At 70.4% G+C, this 18953-nt stretch carries 20 protein-coding genes; 12 read left to right on the top strand and 8 right to left on the bottom strand.

Features of this window, described 5'->3' with window-relative positions; all coding sequences use genetic code 11:
• Positions 1 to 27: 27 nt before the first annotated feature.
• The 3 genes from msrB to AX721_RS15775 form a co-directional block, all read right to left on the bottom strand.
• A complete protein-coding gene (gene msrB / locus AX721_RS15785; RefSeq protein WP_068876956.1) occupies positions 28 to 525 on the bottom strand; it encodes a peptide-methionine (R)-S-oxide reductase MsrB in 498 nt (165 codons plus the stop codon).
• 55 nt (positions 526 to 580) lie between these two features.
• Complete coding sequence (argC, locus tag AX721_RS15780; RefSeq protein ID WP_068876955.1) at positions 581 to 1561, bottom strand: N-acetyl-gamma-glutamyl-phosphate reductase; 981 nt, start codon at positions 1559 to 1561, stop codon at positions 581 to 583.
• Positions 1562 to 1692: 131 nt separating this feature from the next.
• Positions 1693 to 2745: an SDR family oxidoreductase gene (locus AX721_RS15775; RefSeq protein ID WP_068876963.1), complete on the bottom strand. Its 1053-nt coding sequence runs from the start codon at positions 2743 to 2745 to the stop codon at positions 1693 to 1695.
• Positions 2746 to 3089: 344 nt separating this feature from the next.
• On the opposite strand from AX721_RS15775, the gene AX721_RS15765 reads away from it, so the two are divergent.
• The 3 genes from AX721_RS15765 (at position 3090) to AX721_RS15755 (ending at position 6424) form a co-directional block, all read left to right on the top strand.
• Complete coding sequence (locus AX721_RS15765) at positions 3090 to 4487, top strand: L,D-transpeptidase family protein (RefSeq protein WP_156467196.1); 1398 nt, start codon at positions 3090 to 3092, stop codon at positions 4485 to 4487.
• Positions 4488 to 4788: 301 nt separating this feature from the next.
• Entirely contained in the window at positions 4789 to 5241 is a 453-nt protein-coding gene (locus AX721_RS15760; RefSeq protein WP_068876952.1) for a hypothetical protein, read from the top strand.
• Between the two features lie 139 nt (positions 5242 to 5380).
• The gene (locus AX721_RS15755; RefSeq protein WP_068876951.1) at positions 5381 to 6424 is read left to right on the top strand and encodes a sodium:calcium antiporter; all 1044 of its coding nucleotides are present in this window, start codon (positions 5381 to 5383) and stop codon (positions 6422 to 6424) included.
• Positions 6425 to 6432: 8 nt separating this feature from the next.
• Here the strand turns inward: AX721_RS15755 and AX721_RS15750 are convergent, their stop codons facing one another.
• The 3 genes from AX721_RS15750 to AX721_RS15740 form a co-directional block, all read right to left on the bottom strand.
• Entirely contained in the window at positions 6433 to 7158 is a 726-nt protein-coding gene (locus AX721_RS15750) for a hypothetical protein (RefSeq protein WP_068876950.1), read from the bottom strand.
• A gap of 92 nt (positions 7159 to 7250) precedes the next feature.
• On the bottom strand, positions 7251 to 8615 hold the full coding sequence (locus tag AX721_RS15745; RefSeq protein WP_231733440.1) for a sensor histidine kinase: 1365 nt from the start codon (positions 8613 to 8615) through the stop codon (positions 7251 to 7253).
• A 586-nt stretch (positions 8616 to 9201) separates the two neighbouring features.
• Positions 9202 to 9618: a PRC-barrel domain-containing protein gene (locus tag AX721_RS15740; RefSeq protein ID WP_068876948.1), complete on the bottom strand. Its 417-nt coding sequence runs from the start codon at positions 9616 to 9618 to the stop codon at positions 9202 to 9204.
• A gap of 220 nt (positions 9619 to 9838) precedes the next feature.
• Here AX721_RS15740 and AX721_RS27995 point away from each other — a divergent pair, with 220 nt between their 5' ends.
• The 4 genes from AX721_RS27995 (at position 9839) to AX721_RS15720 (ending at position 12525) form a co-directional block, all read left to right on the top strand.
• Positions 9839 to 10462, top strand: coding sequence for a hypothetical protein (locus AX721_RS27995; RefSeq protein ID WP_197422606.1), 624 nt, complete (start codon positions 9839 to 9841; stop codon positions 10460 to 10462).
• Between the two features lie 101 nt (positions 10463 to 10563).
• On the top strand, positions 10564 to 10974 hold the full coding sequence (locus tag AX721_RS15730) for an MgtC/SapB family protein (protein ID WP_156467195.1): 411 nt from the start codon (positions 10564 to 10566) through the stop codon (positions 10972 to 10974).
• A gap of 115 nt (positions 10975 to 11089) precedes the next feature.
• Positions 11090 to 11851, top strand: a complete 762-nt coding sequence (locus AX721_RS15725) for a cytochrome c oxidase assembly protein (RefSeq protein WP_068876946.1) — start codon at positions 11090 to 11092, stop codon at positions 11849 to 11851.
• The gene (locus tag AX721_RS15720) at positions 11848 to 12525 is read left to right on the top strand and encodes a cytochrome b (RefSeq protein ID WP_068876945.1); all 678 of its coding nucleotides are present in this window, start codon (positions 11848 to 11850) and stop codon (positions 12523 to 12525) included. Before AX721_RS15725 ends, AX721_RS15720 begins: the two co-directional genes overlap by 4 nt.
• On the opposite strand, the gene AX721_RS28820 is transcribed toward AX721_RS15720, so the two are convergent.
• A complete protein-coding gene (locus AX721_RS28820) occupies positions 12419 to 13003 on the bottom strand; it encodes a cytochrome c (RefSeq protein ID WP_369796680.1) in 585 nt (194 codons plus the stop codon). The two genes, AX721_RS15720 and AX721_RS28820, sit on opposite strands and share 107 nt — an antisense overlap.
• A gap of 273 nt (positions 13004 to 13276) precedes the next feature.
• On the opposite strand from AX721_RS28820, the gene AX721_RS15715 reads away from it, so the two are divergent.
• The 5 genes from AX721_RS15715 to AX721_RS15695 all read left to right on the top strand — a co-directional run bounded on the left by AX721_RS15715 (position 13277) and on the right by AX721_RS15695 (position 18597).
• On the top strand, positions 13277 to 13591 hold the full coding sequence (locus AX721_RS15715; protein ID WP_231733439.1) for a cytochrome c family protein: 315 nt from the start codon (positions 13277 to 13279) through the stop codon (positions 13589 to 13591).
• On the top strand, positions 13554 to 14534 hold the full coding sequence (gene coxB, locus AX721_RS15710) for a cytochrome c oxidase subunit II (RefSeq protein ID WP_068876943.1): 981 nt from the start codon (positions 13554 to 13556) through the stop codon (positions 14532 to 14534). Before AX721_RS15715 ends, coxB begins: the two co-directional genes overlap by 38 nt.
• Positions 14531 to 17068 carry a cbb3-type cytochrome c oxidase subunit I gene (locus tag AX721_RS15705; RefSeq protein WP_068876942.1) on the top strand — a complete coding sequence of 846 codons (2538 nt, stop codon included), beginning with the start codon at positions 14531 to 14533 and terminating at the stop codon, positions 17066 to 17068. The genes coxB and AX721_RS15705 overlap by 4 nt, the downstream gene beginning before the upstream one ends.
• Before the next feature lies 1 nt (position 17069).
• A complete protein-coding gene (locus tag AX721_RS15700; protein WP_068876941.1) occupies positions 17070 to 17378 on the top strand; it encodes a hypothetical protein in 309 nt (102 codons plus the stop codon).
• An 88-nt stretch (positions 17379 to 17466) separates the two neighbouring features.
• Positions 17467 to 18597: an AI-2E family transporter gene (locus AX721_RS15695; RefSeq protein WP_068876940.1), complete on the top strand. Its 1131-nt coding sequence runs from the start codon at positions 17467 to 17469 to the stop codon at positions 18595 to 18597.
• Here the strand turns inward: AX721_RS15695 and AX721_RS15690 are convergent.
• Positions 18528 to 18953: a DUF1622 domain-containing protein gene (locus tag AX721_RS15690; protein ID WP_082765769.1), complete on the bottom strand. Its 426-nt coding sequence runs from the start codon at positions 18951 to 18953 to the stop codon at positions 18528 to 18530. The genes AX721_RS15695 and AX721_RS15690 overlap by 70 nt on opposite strands.

The raw sequence follows: 18953 nt of genomic DNA, 5'->3' as shown, positions 1-18953 counted from the left end.
ACCTTGCGCCGTCCCGGGCCGACTTTTTCAGGCGGGTATGAACTTCAGCGCAAAGCCGTTGTTGCAGTAGCGCAGGCCCGTGGGACGCGGACCATCGTCGAACACATGCCCCTGGTGCCCCAGGCATTGGGCGCAGTGGTACTCGGTCCGCGGCACGCCGATCTTGTAGTCGGTCTTGGTGGCCAGGGCGCCCGGCAGGGCGCGGTAGAAGCTGGGCCAGCCGGTGCCGCTCTCGTACTTCGTGGTCGAGCTGAACAGCGGCAGGCCGCAGCCCAGGCAGGCGAACGTACCCTTCCGCTTTTCCTTGAGCAGCGGGCTGGACCCCGGCCGTTCGGTGTCTTCGTTGCGGAGGATCCGATAGCTGGCCTCAGGCAACCGCTTGCGCCACTCGGCGTCGGTGATCTTGCGATAGGGCGAGTTGGCGTAGGCGTCGCGCGCGGCCGCGAAGGACGAGGCCGGAGCGACAGTGGCCAGGGCGGAGGCGGCGGCGAGGAAGCCCCGCCGGTCGATGGACATGGTGCTCATGCTCCTATGTACGTGCGGCGCGCCCGAAAGGTTACACGCCGCGCGAGGCCCCGCGCTACAGCCCGGCGCCTTCCGGCAGGCCCAGCATCAGGTTCAGGTTCTGCACCGCCGCGCCCGAGGCGCCCTTGCCCAGGTTGTCCAGCAGAGCGACCAGCCGCGCCTGCCCGCCATCGGCGCTGCCGAACACGAAGAGGCGCATCCGGTTGGTCCCGTTCAGCGCTTCCGGATCCAGGGCCTGGACATATCCGCCGGCCCCGGCGCGCGCCTTCTGCAGTTCCGCGCACTCCGCCCCGCTCGCCACCTCGACGAACGTCTCGCCCGCATAGGCGGCGGCCAGCGCCACGTGCAGATCCGCCGGCGACGGCTTGCCGGGCAGCGCCCAGAGCTGCAGCGGCACTTCCACGAACATGCCCTGGGCGTAGCGGCCCACGGCGGGGGCGAACACCGGGGGGTGGGCGAGGCCCGTGTGGACCTGCATTTCGGGCAGGTGCTTGTGCGCCAGGGTGAAGCCATAGGCGCGGAAGGCGTCGTTGGTCCCCGCCGCTGGGGCCTGGTCCTCGAACTCGCCGATCAGGCCCTTGCCGCCGCCGGAATAGCCCGACACCGCGTTCACGGTCAGGGGGAAGTCCGCCGGGATCAGGCCTGCGGCCACCAGCGGCCGCACCAGGCTGATGAAGCCGGTGGGGTAGCAGCCGGGGTTGGACACGCGGGTGGCCTTGCGGATGTCATCCCGCTGCGTGGCCGACATCTCGGCGAAGCCATAGGTCCAGCCGGGCGCCGTCCGGAAGGCCGTCGAGGCGTCCACCACCTTGACCCGGTTCGAGGTGATCATGCCCACCGCCTCGCGCGAAGCGTCGTCCGGCAGGCACAGCACCACGGCGTCCGCCGCGTTCAGCAGCTCGGCGCGCGCGTCGGCGTCCTTGCGCCGGGCGGGATCGATGGACAGCACCTCCAGGTCCGGGCGCCGCGCCAGCCGATCCCGGATCTGCAGGCCGGTGGTGCCGGCTTCCCCGTCGATGAAGATGGTGTGGGTCATGGCCGATTCCGTCCGGACGTGAGGCGGAGAAAGGGACGCTTCGGTCTCTCGGAGCGCCCCGATCCACCTGCGGGTGTCCCCATGCACGGCCTGAACGTCGAGGTCAACGCGGCTCCAGTTCGCCGCACGGATCATCCGCGTGTACCGACGGACGTTCGATTCGAGCGCCGCGAGGCGAGATAACCGAGGCTGCCGGCGGCCAGGAGGCCGAGCGCAATTGCGGCCAGGCGAGCCGGCTGCGCCGGCATCAACGTCGCACGCGGCCTGGCTTGATCACTGAAGGGCCCGTGAACCGCGTGGAGCCCCTCCACGCTCGCGTAGAGATTGCCCGCCCGCGGCTCGGCCGGCTCTCCCGTGAATTGCCCTTCCCACGCGCGACGGGCCATCAAGTGGTCCAACAGACGCGGCGCCACGGCCTGCCCCAGGATCGCCTGGAGCGTCGGGGCGCCCAGCCAGTAGTCCTGCGAAGGCCGCCGCGCGGCCGCCAGGATCGCCTGGGCGGCCGTCTCCGGAGTGAAGATGCCGCCGAGAGGCCTCGGCCGACGCGCCACGTGGGTTCGGGACCAGGCGAACTGAGGCGTGTTGATCGCGGGAAGATGAACCTGGATGACGCGGACGGGACTCCCTTCGTGGATCAGTTCCGTACGGAGGGAGCCGATGAAGCCGCGCAACGCATGCTTCGCCCCGCAGTACGGCGCCTGCAGCGGGATGCCGCGGAAAGCGAGCGCGGAGCCCACCTGGACAATGAGTCCGCTCCCCCGTCGGCGCATTGAGGGCAGGACCGCCAACATGCAATTCACCGATCCGCGATAGGTGACCTCGGTCACACGGCGAACCTCGTCGGGCGGCAGGCGGCTGACCGGCGAGAAGACAGTCGCCATGGCCGCGTTGACCCAGATATCGATCGGCCCGAGCTCGCCCTCCATGGACGTCGCCGCCCTTGCAACCGCGTCGGCGTCGGCGACATCCACGGATGCGATGGCCGCGCGGCCGCCCGATCGCTCGACCTCGCGGGCGACGGCGCTCAACGCCCGCTCGCTGCGAGCGAGAAGCGCGACATCAGCTCCGGCGGCGGCCGCCGCGAGAGCAACGGCCCGGCCGACGCCGGCCGAGGCGCCGGTCACGGCGACGACCTTTCCGCGGAATGATCCTGGCGCAGCGGGCCGCGTGGCGAACGGCCACATCATCGGGCCGGCGTCGGGGGCTTGGACCGCGCGGCGTACATGGCCTGCCGCCTCGACCTCAGCGCCACAACAGCAACGCGATCAGGAACACCGCGAGCAGGACGAGCGCACCGAGACGCGGGCTGATGAAGAAGGCGAGGCGTGAGCCGTGCTTTTCGCGATCGGTTTGGGACATGACGGGGGAACACCCCTCTGTCGACGCCGTTCCGCGCTCGGACGCCCCTCGCATCACGATCCCTTGTCCGCCCTGAACCGCGTCTCGGCTGTGGTGTTGGCTTCTGTAGCCACCCAAGAAAGGTCTCGTCATCTCCGGCGCCCTCATCACGCGTCGCTCAGCGCTGCTGTTGTCCGCAGGTCTGATGGCCGGCGGCATGCGCGCGCTGCCGATCTGGACGGAAACGTCGCCCCGGCCGCCTCCGCTCTGGTCCCTGTCTGAGATCGCTCAGTTGCGGGACGCGCTGACCGAGGCGCCGCGGCACGGCCTGAACGGCGGACCGTTCCTGGCGCAACTCGACAACGCGCCCGACGAGGTCCTCACCCGCGTGGCGCAGACCTACGCCCGCGCGCTGACATCGGGCGTGGTGGACCCCCGCGAGATCCACCGCATTTTCACGCTCGAGATGCAGCCGGCGCCGCCGGGATCGGGCGTGGCGATCGCCCGGGAAGCCGGCCGCCTGTCGACCTGGCTGGAGTCGCTTGCGCCTCAGGGCGCGGGATACAAGGCCCTGTCGGAGGCCTGCCTGCGGCAGCTTGCGCGAGCGGCGGACGGCCCTGCTCCGGATATCGAGGCAAGCCGGCCGATCCGCCCGCGGGACCGCGATCCGCGGCTGCCTGCGATCAGCGAGCGGCTGTACGAGCGAGGGCTGCTCGCCAAGCCGGTTGTGTCCGGAGCGTCCTACGGTCCGGCTCTGGAAGCCGCCGTCCGGCGCCTGCAACGCGAGGCGGGTTTGCGCCTTGACGGGATCATCGGGCCGGAAACCATCGCGGAGCTCAACCAGGGCCCGCAGGACCGCGCCCGCCAGCTGGCGCTCAACCTGGAGCGTCGCCGATGGCTACAGCGTCCGGCGCCGGCGACGCGCATCGACGTGAACATCGCTGAAGCGGTGATGACCTATTACCGGGAGGGCCGTCCGTCGTATCGCGCCCGTGTGGTGGCCGGCGCCGTGGCGCATAAGACGCCGCTGTTGAGCGCCGCTTTCGACACCCTGGTCGTCAACCCGCCCTGGTACGTGCCCCAGTCCATCGCCGAGACCGAGATCTTGCCAAGGGGCCGCGACTACCTCGAGCGCCGGGACATGTACGTCTCCGGAGGCCGGGTCATCCAGCGCCCCGGACCCGGCGCGGCCCTGGGACGGGTCAAGTTCGATATGCGCAATCCGTACGCGATCTATCTTCACGACACTCCGGCGAAGGCGCTTTTCGCAGCCCCGGATCGGCTGCGCAGCCACGGCTGCGTGCGGGTGGAGGACGCTGTCGGCTTCGCACGGCGGCTGGCGGGGGAGCATGGGCGCCTCGACACGTTCGAGGCCGCGCTTGCGTCCGGCGAGACCCATACCGTCGAGCTCGGCCAATCCATACCGGTGCGCCTCCTCTACCTGACCGCCAGCACCGGTCCGGCGGGCGCGGTCCGCTTCGCCCAGGACGACTACGGCTGGGATGAGCGGCTCGGCGAACGCATGGGCCTCGGCCCGTCGCGCCTTCGCGCCCGCCTGCCCGCCGCCCCGGACCTGCTGGGACCTTGAACCGGCGGTGCGGCTGCAGCCATAGCCGATGTCGAGACCAACCGAGGGCGCCCTGGATCGTTCCGCAAGGAACTCAAATGCTAAGGCGCTGACGACACGAACGAATTCCGCACCCCAGAACACGACTCCGTGACGCAACCCCCCGGCGCGCCCGGCGGTTGCTGGTGCGCCGGAGTGATCGGATCACCCGGCTCGCGACCGTCGAAATCGCTTCGGCCAACGCGCCTCAGCGGAGCGAGGCCCGGCGCCGCGACCCCTGTCGACCGTCACCCGCAAATGGCCCGCAGCGAGAGGAGATTCGATGACCTTGCGTTTGATTGTGCTCCTGCTCGGGGGCTTCGGTGCGCATGCGGCCCTCGCGCAGCCAGCGGCGCTGTATGGCGCCGGCGACTTGGTCGACAGGCAAGGCCAATCGGTCGGGCGCCTGAGCCTGCTCCAGACCCCTCACGTCATTCGAGGTGATCCGCCATCGCGCACAAGCCGGTCGCCGTCGCTGCCGGGGTCGCCGGGCAAGGCTCTCGAACGCGACGGTTGGGGTGGTGTGGCGCCGGGGATGGCCGTCCAGGATTCCCGGGGCCGCGTCATCGGCGAATTCGAGGCGTGGGGACGCAGCGCCACCGGCCCGATGGCCATCCTGCAGATCGACGGCATGCTGGTCAGCGTCCCCCGGGACACTCTGCGGGTCGCTGATGGTCGGATCGCCAGCCGGCAGAGCAAGGCGGAGATCCTCGCCGCCGCGGGCGCGGCGCCTTGACCGTTCCCCTGCCCGCGCCCGAGACCGCCTGGGTCGCGCGTCGGCGCGTTCCCACCCTGCGGAACGCCCCGATCCGGGCGTTGCTCGCCGCGGGGCAGGCTTGGGCGCAACCGACCTTGCCAGCCAGCGAGTGGCGCGGATGACGCTGCTGGACTTCGGGGCTTACCCGCTATGGGCCAACCTCGCGATCTTCGGCGTCGCGGCTGCGGTCGTCTGGTGGGCGGGCTCACGGCTCACCCGCTACGCCGACGCCATTTCGGAGATGACCGGCCTGGGTTCGGCGCTGGCCGGCATGCTGCTGCTGGGCGGCATCACCTCGCTTCCGGAGGTCGCTGTATCCACGACGGCGAGCCTGACCGGCAACGCCCGTCTGGCTGTGAGCAATCTCCTGGGCGGCGTCGCCGCGCAGGTCGTCATCATCGCGATTGGCGACGCCATGCTGCGGGGCCGCGCGATGTCGGCCCAAGTGGCCGGGCCGACCGTCCTGCTGCAGGCGGTCTTCTCCTGCCTGCTGCTGGCGGTGCTCATCGCCGGCGCCCTGGTCGGCGACATCGACGTGGCGGGTGTGGGCGCCTGGAGCGCGGCGGCATTCCTGCTGGGCGTGACGTTCTTCTGGATGATCTCGCGCTACAAGGGCCGCGAGACGTGGCGCCCCAATCCCCCGCCTGAACCCGAGGGGGGCGAAGTCGACGGTAAGCCGGACAACCTGCGCCGCGCGATCGGACTGACGGCGGCCATGGGCGCGACGATCTTCGTCGCAGGTTATCTGCTCTCGCAGACGGCTGACGCAATCGCGCGGCAATCCGGCATCAGCGACAACTTCGTGGGCGTCACCCTGCTCGCGCTCGCGACCTCGCTGCCGGAGATCAGCACCGTGGTGACGGCCGTGCTCATCCGCCGCTACATGATGGCGTTCTCCGACATCTTCGGCACCAACATCTTCGACCTGATGCTGATCTTCGTCATCGACGTCGCCTACCGCGGCCCCCCTGTGTTGAACGAGCTGGGGGTCTTCGCCGCCTTCGCCGCATTGCTTGGCATCGTGGTGACGCTGCTCTACGTCGCGGGCCTGATTGAACGGCGCGACAAGACGACATTGCGGCTCGGTCCCGACAGTTGGGCCGTCCTCGCGGTCTACGCCGCCGCCCTTCCGGCGCTTTATGTCCTGGGCCAGGGGGACTGACGGGCTCGTCAGCTGCCGGATGCGCGCGACAACCAAAACAGGAAGACGAATCCGCCGGCGAGCGCAGCGGTCGAGAGGCCGCGTGGGCTCCGGGGCCTGTCCGCCTGCGGGATGAGATCCTCAACGGTGGCCGCGAGCAACAGCCCCGCCACCGCCGAAAGCGCGACCGCCTGGGTCGACGCCGGCTGGTCGCGCAGAGCGAGCCAGCCCAGGGTTGCCGCCGCCAGAGCGGGCAGGCTCATCATCGCCCCGAGGCCCACCCTCAGCCGTCGACCGCCGCCGTGGTCCTGGAGATGGGCGGTCGCGGCGAAGCCTGCGGGGATATTGGCGACGATCTGGCTGCCCCCCAGCAGCAATGCGAGCTCGGCCGACGCTGCTGCGCCGGCGCCGGTCATCAGCCCGTCCGCGAAGAGGTCCGCCAGCGCGACCGCATAGACCGCAAGCCCGCCCTGGCGCGTCCCCGCGATGCGGCGGACCCCCGTCGCGAGCCCGACCGCGACGAGCGAGAACCCCGCACCGACGGCAAACGCCAGGAGGGTCGGCGCGAGAGGGCCGGCGCCGAGCGACCTCGGCGCCAGTTCCAAGGCGATCACGGCAAGCGCGACACCGGCTGCGGCGTGAAGAGTCGCGCCCAGCAACCAGGGCGGAGGGTCGAAGGCGTCGGCCACCGCGACGCCGATCTGAAAGCCTGCGGCGGGAAGTAGCGCGATCGCCAGCACGACGAGGATGTCCATGCGATGAGGCTCCGTCGACGGCGCGCCCCGGGCGCCTCGCGAGGTCGCCAGAAGGAGGCCATCGAGCGGCTCCCTCCGGATCGCGGCCGCCGCTACAGGACAAGCGATCCGCGCTGTAGCCTGTCGAGGGGCGCGAGCAGCGTGAACTGCGCGCCGCCGCCGTGGTTGGCGGCCCGCAGGGCGCCGCCCAGCTGGCGCGCCACGGCGCTGAGTATGGTCATGCCGAGACCGTGATCGGCCCCGATGTCGAAGTCCCTTGGGAGTCCCCGACCATCGTCCGACAGCCTCAGGCGGAGCTGCCGACCGATGAGGTCGGCCTCAACCGACAGGCGTCCCGGACGCCTTCCTGGGAAGGCGTGCTTGGCCGCGTTGAGCGCCACTTCGTTGACGAGAATCCCCAGTTGCTGCGCCGCGCTCCCATCGATGGCGACGCTTGGGGCGCGGGCATGGCAGGCCAGTCCCGTCCCTTCGGCAATGGCCGAGCAAACACCGGCCAGGAACGTCCTGAGATCGACCTGACGATTGCGGCCGTGAACGTAGAGGTAGCGGTGCAGCCGTCCCACGGCGTCCAGCCGTGTCCGGGCGTCCGAAAGCGCGGACCTGGCCGCCTCGTCGCGCGTACGGCGCTGCTGCTGCGCCAGAAAGCTGGACGCCAACTGCAGACTGTTCGCAACCCGATGGTTCAGCTCCCCGGCTGCGCCGGCCGTCGTGCTCTCAGCCGCGCCGGATCGCAGGCCTTCTCCGTTGCCGGCGACTGTCCCCGGCGCAGCTCGCGCCGCCTCGGCCGCGCGGTGGTCGTCGAGATGAAGGTAGTCCGGGGTGAACAGGCCGGCGCGCATCAGCCCGGGCCAATCCAGAATGCGGATCGTGCGACCGGAGACCTGCAAAAGCTCGTCGGTCCGCAGGGCCTGGAGCGAGCGATTGAGATGGACGGCGCTCAGCCCGGTGAGATCGGCCCAGTTTTCCTGTGTGATCGGCGCCTCGAATGACGGGGAAACGTCCGCAGAGCCCGATAGCCGGCAAGCGAGTTCGCACAGGAGGTGGGCGAGGCGCTCGCGCGCAGATCTACGCCCCAGGGAGACCGCGTTCTCCGTCATGACGGCGTTTTCGGCGCTGGTCAGCCGACGCATGGCGCGGCGCAGCGCTGGGCTCTGCCGCGCCATGCTCTCCACCTCATCCACCGGCAGCCGGACGATCGTGGCGGGGGTGAGCGTCACCAGACCGAAGTCGAGCCGACGCGAGGACAGGCGGTCGAGGTCGCAAACGTCTCCCGGCAGGAAGATCGCGGGATACAGGCGCCGGTCGTGCGTCAGAATGCGCTCCCGGCATGCCCATCCGTCCATCAGGACGTGGATGTCATCCTCCGGATCGCCCTCGGCGAACACCTCGGTGCGGCGCGGGACGCGGATGGGATGCGCGCACGCCGCGTCGATGCGGGCGAGAACCGCATCCTCCACGTCCAACCGGCGCAGACGGGATATGAAGGGGTTGCGCAGGGGGGACGCGCTCCGGAACGCCCCGGGCGACCCGTCGCCACCTGGCCATGCCGCCGTGTCGCCGTTGTGTAGCATTGTTGCGCCTTCCAGATTTGCAGGGTCAGTAAGCGTACTCGGCCCGATCCGTCCGCCGCCTCCGCGTCGCGGCTGTGAGGCGCCCTCGGACGCGGCCGCCATTCGCGGCGAGGTCCCCGGCATGTTGAGCCAGCGGTTTGAAAGCGGCCGATTGCTGAGACCCCTGATCGCGGAGGGCGCCGCGCAGATCCGGGCCCCGCGCATTCCGGCCCCGGACCGGGCGACGGGTCGGATCGGATCCATCGGGTCCTGTCGACGATTGGAGCGCACGCCGCCTGGGCGGGGCAGCGGCGCGTCAGGTGCTCGAAGGCCGGGAGCCCGGCCGGCCCTGACGCGCACGCCATCCTCCGTGACCCGACCGGTTTTGGAAGCCTTCGCGGCGCCTACAGCCGGCCTAGGGCGAGTATCGAAGACCCGCAGGCGCGGTCGTGGGGCCTAGCGACTCCTCCGAGCCGCCTGTGACGGGGCAGCCTCAGGCCAACCCCATCCAATAGGGCCGCGCGCCGTACGGGCCGTAGTAGTCGTAGATGCCTTGCCGTATGTCGCTGTCGTCCCAGCCGCTGAGGTCGTCGGCCTGAAAGCTCGGAGCGTCCTGCAGCTTGTCCTTGTCGCAGGGGATGACATACCCCCTCCGTTCGGTGTCGTAGCTGAGCAGGCTCCAGGGCACGGGGTAGTAGCGCTCCCCTATGCCAAGAAGGCCGCCGAACCCCAGGATCGCATAGGCGACCTGACCGCTCAGCTTGTCGACGGCGATGTCCTCGACGCTGCCCAGCTTTTCGCCCGCGCGATTGTAGACCGTGGTCCCGGCCACGCGTTCAGCCGGGATCAGCGGGTGGTCGGGCCGCGCCTCTGAGCGTGTGGCGCTGGAATGGGTTTGCGGTTCCGCCATGCGGACCTCCTGGGTTGGGTTGAAGGGAGAGGCCTCCGAAGGGCCTTGGGATAACAACCGTTGGCGGGGCGGATGGGTCCGATCGGCTGAACAATAGATCGTGAGACGATCGAACCATTTCCGGGAGGCGCCGTTCGCCCGGTGAGCCTGCGGCGACCGACCCCCGCCGCTCTGAATACGTTTCCCACGGCGCCGCAGCGCGACGAAGATCGGAGGTCCTATGAAACACCTTGCCATCGCCGTGGCCGCCGCCACCGTCGCGGCTGCCGCCGGCTTGCCTGCGCACGCGCAACGCTGGATCACGATCAACGAGCGTCAGGCGCGACTCGACGACCGGATCGACGCGGGGTTGCGCAGCGGCCAGCTGACCCGAAACGAGGCCGAGCGCCTGCGTGGTGAATTTCGCGAGATCGCCCGACTCGAGACCTCCTTCCGATACGACGGATTGTCGACCCGGGAGCGGACGGAACTCGACCGGCGGTTCGACGCGCTCAGCCGCGAGATCCGCGACGAGCGCCAGGACCGTCAGACCGCGCGCGGGTGGTTCGGCGGGCCAGGCTGGACCGATACGAGCGGCGCCTGGATGAATATCAATATGCGGCAGCGCGAGCTCGACCGGCGGATCGACGCCGGCGTCCGGCGGGGCGACCTGACCGACGCCGAGGCGCGTCGGCTGCGCGACGGCTTCCGCGAGATCGCACGTCTCGAGGCGCGCTACCGCCGCGGCGGCCTGACCTACCGCGAACGTGCGGACCTCGACCGACGGTTCGACGCGCTCGCCGTCGGCATCCAGTGGCAATCCACGGACCGCCAGGTGGGAGAGGGCTACGGACGCCGCAGGTAGCGCAACCCGCCTGACACGCTTCGGTGGGAACGCACCCAGACATGTCGTCCTTTATCCCGCCCCCTATCGAGTGGTCCCTCGTCGGCGAGCATATTGGCCGCATGGGGCTCGCCTTCGCCCTTTCGCTCCCGCTCGGCTGGGAGCGGGGCAAGGGTCGTCACAGCGCGGGCTTCCGCACCATGCCGGTCGTCGCCATGGCCAGTTGCGGCTACGCGCTGCTCGCCCTGCGGCTTCCCGGAGCCGACGCCGAGAGCCTGACCCGGCTGCTGCAAGGCGTCCTGGCAGGCATAGGCTTCATCGGTGGCGGGGCCATTCTCAAGCAACGGGGACACGTTCGGGGCCTCGTGACGGCGGCCACGATCTGGAACACCGGCGCGGTGGGCGTGTCCGTCGCGTTCGGCCGAATCGAGATTGCGCTCGTCCTCGCCGTCGCGAACCTCCTGGTGCTGGTCGCCCTGACGCCGCTGCGCGAACCGATCGACCCCGGGGACGGTTCGGATGCGCCCCGGTGACGTCGCCCGGCGGAATTTTCCCGGGCAGGCGCGCGGCGCCGCGTGACGTGGCGCCGAAGCGCGGCGAGCCGGAACCATCCGGGCGGACCAGGATTGTCGGGGAAAGGGGCGCGGCATGAACGCACAGCTTCCGGAAGGGCTCCAGTTCTGGACGCCGTACTGCGGCGTCGCGCCCTCGCCTGCTGACCTCGCCGGGCGCTGGAATGCGGACCCGGTCCTGCTGGCGGGGCTCGCGTCGGCCTGTGTCGCGTTCGCCCTGCATCGGCGCCTCGGGGGTCAGGGACGCGCCGGCCTGTTCGCCCTGGCGGTCGGGGTGCTCGCGCTCGCCTTCGTCTCGCCGTTGTGCGCGCTGAGTTCGGCGCTGTTCTCGGCGCGCGTCGTCCATCACGCCCTGCTGGTGGCCGTCGCGGCGCCGCTGGTGGCCTTCAGCCTGCCGCGCGCCAAGAGAGGGAAATACGGCCTGGCTTGGCCCGTCGTCCTCCACGCGATCACGCTGTGGGCCTGGCATGCGCCGGCCCCTTACGCCTGGGCGTTGTCGACCGACGTCGCGTACTGGACGATGCAGGCGACGCTCTTCGGCTCGGCGCTCGTCGTCTGGCTGCGTGTGCGCCAAGTCGCAGGCCTCCCGGCCGCGGGCGCCCTGCTGTTCACCTTCGTCCAGACCGGCCTGCTCGGCGCGCTGATCACCTTCGCCGAGCGGCCGCTCTACGCACCGCACTTCGACACCACCCTCGCCTTCGGCCTCACGCCACTGGCGGACCAGCAACTGGCCGGGCTCATCATGTGGGCTCCGATGGGCGCGATCTACCTGCTCGTCGCGCTGGGCCTCGTCGGGCGGGTGCTGGAGCCGGCGACCGCGCCGGAACCCGCCGTATGATCGTCGCGCGGCTCCGCGCCTGGGCCCGCGGACATACCCATCGCAGGCGGTACTCCCCGGTCGGGGTCACCTTCCACTGGACGATGGCTGCGCTGATCCTCTTCCAGCTGGCATGGGGCTGGCGGATCGCCCATCTGCCGGCGGGCTACGAGAAGCTGGCGGCCTACCAGACACACAGTTCCGTAGGTCTGCTCATCCTGGTGCTGACCGCCTTGCGGATGGCCTGGCGCCTGATGATCCCGGGCCCCGTCAACGACGCCGACAAGCCGGGCTGGCAGTCAAAGGCTGCGCACCTCACCCACTACCTCTTCTACGCCGCGCTGACCGGCCTGCCGCTCAGCGGCTGGGCGATGATGTCGGCGACCGCCCCGGAGCAGGGCCTTGCCGTCGCCGGGATTGCGCCCTGGCCCCGTCTCCCCTTCGCCGAACTGCCCATGGCGCAGCGCTGGGCGATCGAAGCCTGGGCGGAACAGATCCATTTCGGCTTCATCCTTCTGATCCTGGTGCTCATTCCGCTGCACGTCGGTGCGACGCTCAAGCATGAGTTCGTGGATCGCGACGACGTCCTCAGGGGGATGCTCCCGGGACTGCGGCATCTCGAACGGTTCCTGGCCCGAGCTCTGCGGCGTATCGCGCGAGGGCTTCGGCCTCCAGCGTCGTCAGACGGCCGCTGATGGCCGCCATCACGCCACGCGGATCATTGCGGCGTTGGCCTCGCCGCCACTGCGACAGCTGCTCCCGCAGGTATGGCGCAGGCTGGTCAGCCAGGGGCGGTACGCCGGCTCCCAGCCCCTCCCCGATCGCGCCGTGACAGCCTGCGCAGGCCGGCAGGCCTCTAGCGACGTCCCCGCGGTGATACAGCACTCGCGCGACCGTCGTCGGGCGAGATCCCGCCGCGCCGTTCCGCGCGCCCACAGGCGTGAGGTTGGCATAGTAGGCCGCGACCCGCGCGCGATCATCGGCGTCCAGCGCGCCGGCGATCGACCGCATCGCCGGGTCCGGCCGCAGCCCCGCGGCATAGTCCTCCAGCTGCTTCTGCAGATACCCCGCCGGGAGGCCCGCCAGGCGTGGCGCCGTCTGCCCGTCGCCCTCGCCACCAAGACCGTGACAGGTGAAGCAGGCCCCCGCCGCGCCGGCGCCGCCGCCGCCCATGGCGATGATCTCGCCCGTTGCCGTGAACGCGTCGCGGGAGGGCGGCGCCGCGCAGGCCGCCAGAAGCGCGCAGAGGACGGGCGCACCCGCCGATCGCCCACGGCGCAACCTCAAGCGCGATCGCCATCTTGTCCACGTCTCGCCGGCCATAGTGTGGGAACCGCGCGGGCCCCGATGGGTTGCGGAAGGAAGCTTCACAGAGGACGTGGGATGTCTTTCCGGCGCGCGACCGTCGCGAGCCTGGTCTGCGTAGTCATCTGCGGATGCCAGGAGGTGGACGTACGACCCGTCGCGATCGCCGGCGCCGACGCGGGCCGGGGCCGCGGCGTCATCGAGCGCGTCGGCTGCGGCGCCTGCCACGTGATCCCGGGCGTACCCGGGCCGCAAGGCCGCGTCGGACCCGCGCTCGCGGGGTTCGCCCGCCAGGCGCTGATCGCGGGCCAGTTTCCGAACGAGCCGGAGGCGCTGGCGACCTGGGTGCGGGACGCCCCAAGCCTCATCGCCCAGACCGGCATGCCCGCCATGCCCCTCACCGAGCCGGAGGCCCGCGATGTCGCCGCCTACCTCTACACGCTCGACGCTCGCTGAGGCGCTGCGAGGCTGGCCGCCGCCGCCCCTCGACCCGGCGGGACCCCACGCGGGGCTGGTGGCGACGCTCAGCTGGGTGCTGTTCGCCGTGGCGGCGGTCGTCCTCCTGTTGGTGATCGCGGCGGCCATCGTCGGCCTGTTCGGCCCGCCGGCGTGGCGCGCACGCCTCGGCCGGCCCTGGCTCATATGGGCCGGTGGTCTCGCATTGCCGATCGTCGTGCTCTCGGGCCTGCTTGTCTATGGGCTGACCGTCACGGCCGGACTGACGGCGCCGCCCCCGCCCGGCGAGATGCGCATCCGGGTCACGGGCGAGATGTGGTGGTGGCGCGTGGCCTACCTGGACGGGCAAGGTCGAGAGGCCATCCACGACGCCAATGAGGTTCACATACCGGCCGGACGACCGGTCACCCTCGAGCTCGAAGCCTCCGACGTGATCCACAGCTTCTGGGTTCCGCGGCTGGCCGGCAAGCTCGACATGATCCCGGGACGACGCAACATCCTGCGCGTGCAGGCCGACGCACCGGGCGTGTACGCGGGCCAATGCGCCGAGTACTGCGGTGGTCCCCATGCCCTGATGGGGTTCGTCGTCGTCGCGCACGCCCCTGAAGCGTTCGAGCGCTGGCGCTCCGCCCGCCTTGCTCCGCCGCCGCCTCCGCCCGACGCCCTCGCCGCCCGCGGCGCGACCGTGTTCGAGCAAAGCGGGTGCGGCGCCTGTCACCGCATCCGCGGCGCCGAGGCCAACGGCCTGGCCGGGCCCGATCTCTCCTACGTCGGGGTCCGCCGATCCGTGGGCGCCGGCATCCTGCCCAACAACCACGGCACGCTGGCCGGTTGGATCGCCGACAGTCAGGCCATCAAGCCCGGCAATCGGATGCCGCCCTTCAAGATGCTGTCGGGACCGGATCTTCGTGCGCTCGCCGCCTACCTCGCGAGCCGCCGATGAGCTCCGAGACCGGCTTCGACCCCAAGCTGCTCGACCGTTTCCCGACGCAAGAGCCACGTCCCGAAGGCGAACTGGCCGACCTGGAGCGCGCCTGGCGCGCGCCACGGGGCTGGGGCCTGCTTACCGTCGTCAACAACAACTATGTGGGCGTCTACTACGTCGGCGCCGCCTTCCTGTTCTTCTGCCTGGCGGGCGTCCTGGCGCTGCTGATCCGCGCCCAACTGGCCCTGCCGCTGAACGGCTTCCTGCCCCAGGAGACCTACAACCAGGTCTTCACCATGCACGGCACGGTGATGATGTTCCTGTTCGCCGTACCGGCCGTGGAGGCCCTGGGCGTCCTGCTGCTGCCGCAGATGCTGGCGGCCCGCGACCTGCCCTTCCCGCGGCTCTCGGCCTACGCGTTCTGGGCTTACCTCATCGGCGGTCTGTGCTTCTTCGCCTCGATTTTCTTCGGCCTCGCGCCGGACGGCGGCTGGTTCATGTATCCGCCACTCACCAGCAAGATCTATTCCCCGGGGATCAACGCCGACTTCTGGCTGCTGGGCATCGGCTTTATCGAGATCAGCGCGATCGCCGGCGCCGTGGAGATCGTCGTCGGCGTCCTGAAGACCCGGGCGCCGGGCATGACCCTCGACAAGCTCCCGATCTTCGCCTGGGCGATGCTGGTCTTCGCCGTGATGATCATCATCGGCTTCCCGGCCGTGATCCTCGGGACTCTCCTACTGGAGCTGGAACGGGCGTTGAACTGGCCCTTCTTCGATCCCACGCGTGGCGGCGACCCGTTGCTGTGGCAGCACCTGTTCTGGTTCTTCGGCCACCCCGAGGTCTACATCATCTTCCTGCCCGCGGCCGGGCTGATGTCGATGATCGTGCCCACGGTCGCGAGGACGGAGATCGTCGGCTACCGGCTGGTCGTCCTGGCGCTGCTCGCCACCGGCTTCATCAGCTTCGGCGTCTGGTCCCACCACATGTTCGCGACCGGCATGCCCCCGCTGTCCGTCAGCTTCTTCTCCGCGGCGAGCATGGCCGTCAGCGTGCCGGCCGGCGTCCAGGTCTTCTCCTGGATCGCCACGCTCGCGGCGGGCCGCGTGACCTGGAACACGCCGGCGCTGTTCGCCGTCGGCTCGATCATCACCTTCACCATGGGCGGTCTCACGGGCGTGATGGTCGCCCTCGTGCCCTTCGACTGGCAGGCGCACGACACCTACTTCATCGTCGCCCACCTGCACTACGTGCTGATCGGCGGGATGGTCTTCCCCCTCTTCGCGGCCTTCTACTACTGGACCCCAATGATGAGCCGCCGGCCGCTGTCGGAGCGCCTGGGCAAGTGGGTCTTCGGCCTGATCTTCACGGGCGTTCACGTCACCTTCCTGCCTATGCACCTGACCGGCCTCATGGGCATGCCGCGGCGTGTCTACACCTACCTGCCGGGCCGCGATTGGGAGGCCACCAACCTGCTCTCGACGGCGGGGGCCTTCATGATCGGCGCGGGGGTCGCGCTCTTCGTCCTCGACCTGATCCGCAACTTCCGGTTCACCGCAGCGGAGGACGCCGGCAACATCTACGGCGGCGGGACGCTGGAATGGCTGCCGACCGGCCTCTACTCGACGCGGTCCATCCCGGTGGTGCGCAGCCGCTATCCGCTCTGGGACGACCCGAACTTCTCCGACGACGTCGAAGCGGGCCGCTACTTCCTGCCGCGCTCCGCGACCGGCCTGCGGGAGACCATCATCACCAGCCCGCTCCGCGCGGAACCGCAGTATGTCCAGCGCATGCCAGGCCCCTCAGCCTGGCACGTGTTGGCTGCCGTCTTCACCGCGGGATTCTTCCTCCTGCTGACGGTGCAGGCCTATACGGTGGGCGTCGTGAGCGGCGTCCTGGCCGTCGCATGCGTCCTGCGCTGGGTCTGGGAAACCGACCGGCCGATGCCGGTCGAGACGATCGACATCGGCGCCGGAATCCGCGTTCCCACCTACGTGACCGGCCCCATGAGCCACGGATGGTGGGCGATGGTCGTGCTGCTGATCGTAGCGGCCATGATCTTCATCATGGCGTGCTTCAGCTACGTCTTCCTCTGGAGCCGGCGGCCGGACCTCTGGATCGCGCCGCCGGACACCGTCTGGCTCGTCGGCATCGTCGTCGCCTACGGTCTTGCCGCGGGCTTGGCCAGATGCGGCGCGCTCGCCGCCCGCGCGCCGCGGACGGGCCGCTTCTGGGCGCCTCTTTCCGTCGGCGTGGGCGCGCTCCTTGCGGGCGCCGCCTTCGGTGCGGACCTGACGAGCTGGTGGTCAACGGGCCTGCGACCCGACGCCAGCGGTCAGGGCGCGACCGTCTTCGCGCTGCTCAGCTGGCAGGGCGTCCTGCTGTCGGTCGCCGTCCTGATGGCCGGATACGTGGCCGCCCGCGCCATCGCGGGGCTCGCCGACAGCAGCCGCACCTCGACGGTCGACGTCTGCGCGCTCTTCCTGGGCTATGTGGCGGCCCAGGGCGCCGCAGGCGCTGCTCTCGTGCGGCTTTTCCCGGGAGGCGGCTGAGATGCGCCGATGGCTCCTGCTCCTCGGCGGCCTCATCGTCTGGGCCGCACACTTTCTCGGCGTGTACGGCATCGCCAGCGTGGCCGATGTGCTGACACGGGCCGACGCACCGGCGGCGCTCTGGAGCGTCGCGGCCTTCACGCTCCTCTGCGCCGGCGCGGATCTCGCCATCGGAGTCCTCGCCCTTCGCGGCGATCGGGGATCGGTCGACGGGCTGGACCGGCTCATCCATCGCGGTGGGGCGGGCGGCGCCGCGCTCTCGCTGGTCGCCGTGCTGTGGCAGGGTCTGCCGATCCTCTTCACGAGTTGAGGGCTGGGGCAGGCGCGAGGCCTGCCCCACGCCGGCCAGCCCTCGCGACCGCCATGTAACGCCACGTCCCGACTTGCGTTTGATGCTCATGAAGGATCGCCAAGCAGCCTCGGAAACCCGCACGACGCCACACGCGGGCGAGCCGCACACGGCAGCGCCCCATCTCCCGCTCGGCGCCTTCGCCGTCCGTGTGCTGGTCGCGCTCGCCCTGGCCGGCGGCGTCTTTCTGGCGTGGCAGCTGGCCAGCGTCGCCCTGCTCGCCTTCGGAGCCGTCATCGTGGCGATTCTCCTGCGCAGCCTGGCGACGCCCATCCAGGCGCGAACGCGCTTGGGCGACGGGCTTTCGCTGCTCTGCGCCGGGCTGTTGATTCTCGCAGCGGCCGGCCTGGCCGGCTGGCTCGCCGGACATCTGGTGGCGGACCAGCTGGCGAATCTCGCCGTCCAGATCCCCATGTCCGCCGGCGACCTGCGGGCCCAGGTGCAGGGCGTGCCCTTGGCCGGCCAGATCCTCGGGGAACTGTCCTCCCCCGCCTCGCTGGCCTCCAACCTCGACGGGGTCGCGGGGCGGCTCGGCGACTATGCGCTCACCGCGGTCGGCGCGCTCACCAATTTTGTCCTCGTCCTGATCGCCGGCGTCTTCCTGGCGGCGAAGCCGGTCCAGGCGGTGAACGGGCTCCTGGGCCTCATGCCCTCGCGAGTCCGGACGCCTTTGCACGAGGCGTTGATGGCGAGCGGTCGGGCCCTGCAGCGCTGGCTGGTGGGAACTCTCGCCGACATGGCCGTGGTCGGCGTGCTCACCACCATCGGCGCGCTGCTGGTCGGTTTGCCGTCGCCGGCTGCGCTCGGCCTGCTCGCGGGGCTGGCGACGTTCGTCCCCATCGTCGGCACGATCGCCGCCGCCATCCCGGGTCTGCTGCTGGCGGTTCAGTTCGGCTGGGAGACCGTAGCCTGGACGCTTCTGATGTACGTCGTGGTGCAGCAGGTGGAGGGCAGCATCATCTACCCGTTCATCCAGCGCCGGGCCGTCGATCTGCCGCCCTACCTCACCCTGTTCGGCGTGGTCATCTTCGGGCTCCTGTTCGGAGGCCTCGGCATTGTACTGGCGACGCCGCTCCTGGTCGTGATCGTGGTCTTCACCAAGCTGCTGTATCAGCGGCGGGTGCTGGGCGAGTCGGCGCGACTGCCCGGTGACGCCGCGGCCTCCGAGCCCTCGCGCTGACGGGCTCTGTCCCATGGCCAGCAGCCGGCGATCTCTGTCTCCAGGGAGAAGCTCAGGAACGTCCTGATGGCCACCACCGCCGCCAGGATGCCGACGCTCTCGAAGGTCAGCGGAGCCGTAACGGTGGCGATGATGTCGGCCCCGACGAGGAACTCCAGGCCCAGCAGGATGCCGCGTCCCAGGTTGGCGCGATAGCGCTCGTACGCCCCGCGGTAGTCGCGGGTGCGCGCCGCCGACCACGCCCAGACCGCGGTGGCCCCCAGAACGCCCAGCAGGATCACGCAGACGCCGGCGATCTCGAGGCCGCGCGCGACCCCCTCGGCAAGGGTGATCAGCGGTCCGGACAGGCCGTCCAA

The organism is Phenylobacterium sp. CCH9-H3, assembly GCF_001557235.1.
Lineage (GTDB): Bacteria > Pseudomonadota > Alphaproteobacteria > Caulobacterales > Caulobacteraceae > Phenylobacterium.
Note: the sequence above shows the minus strand (reverse complement) of the source record. Positions and strands in the feature narration are given on the sequence as shown.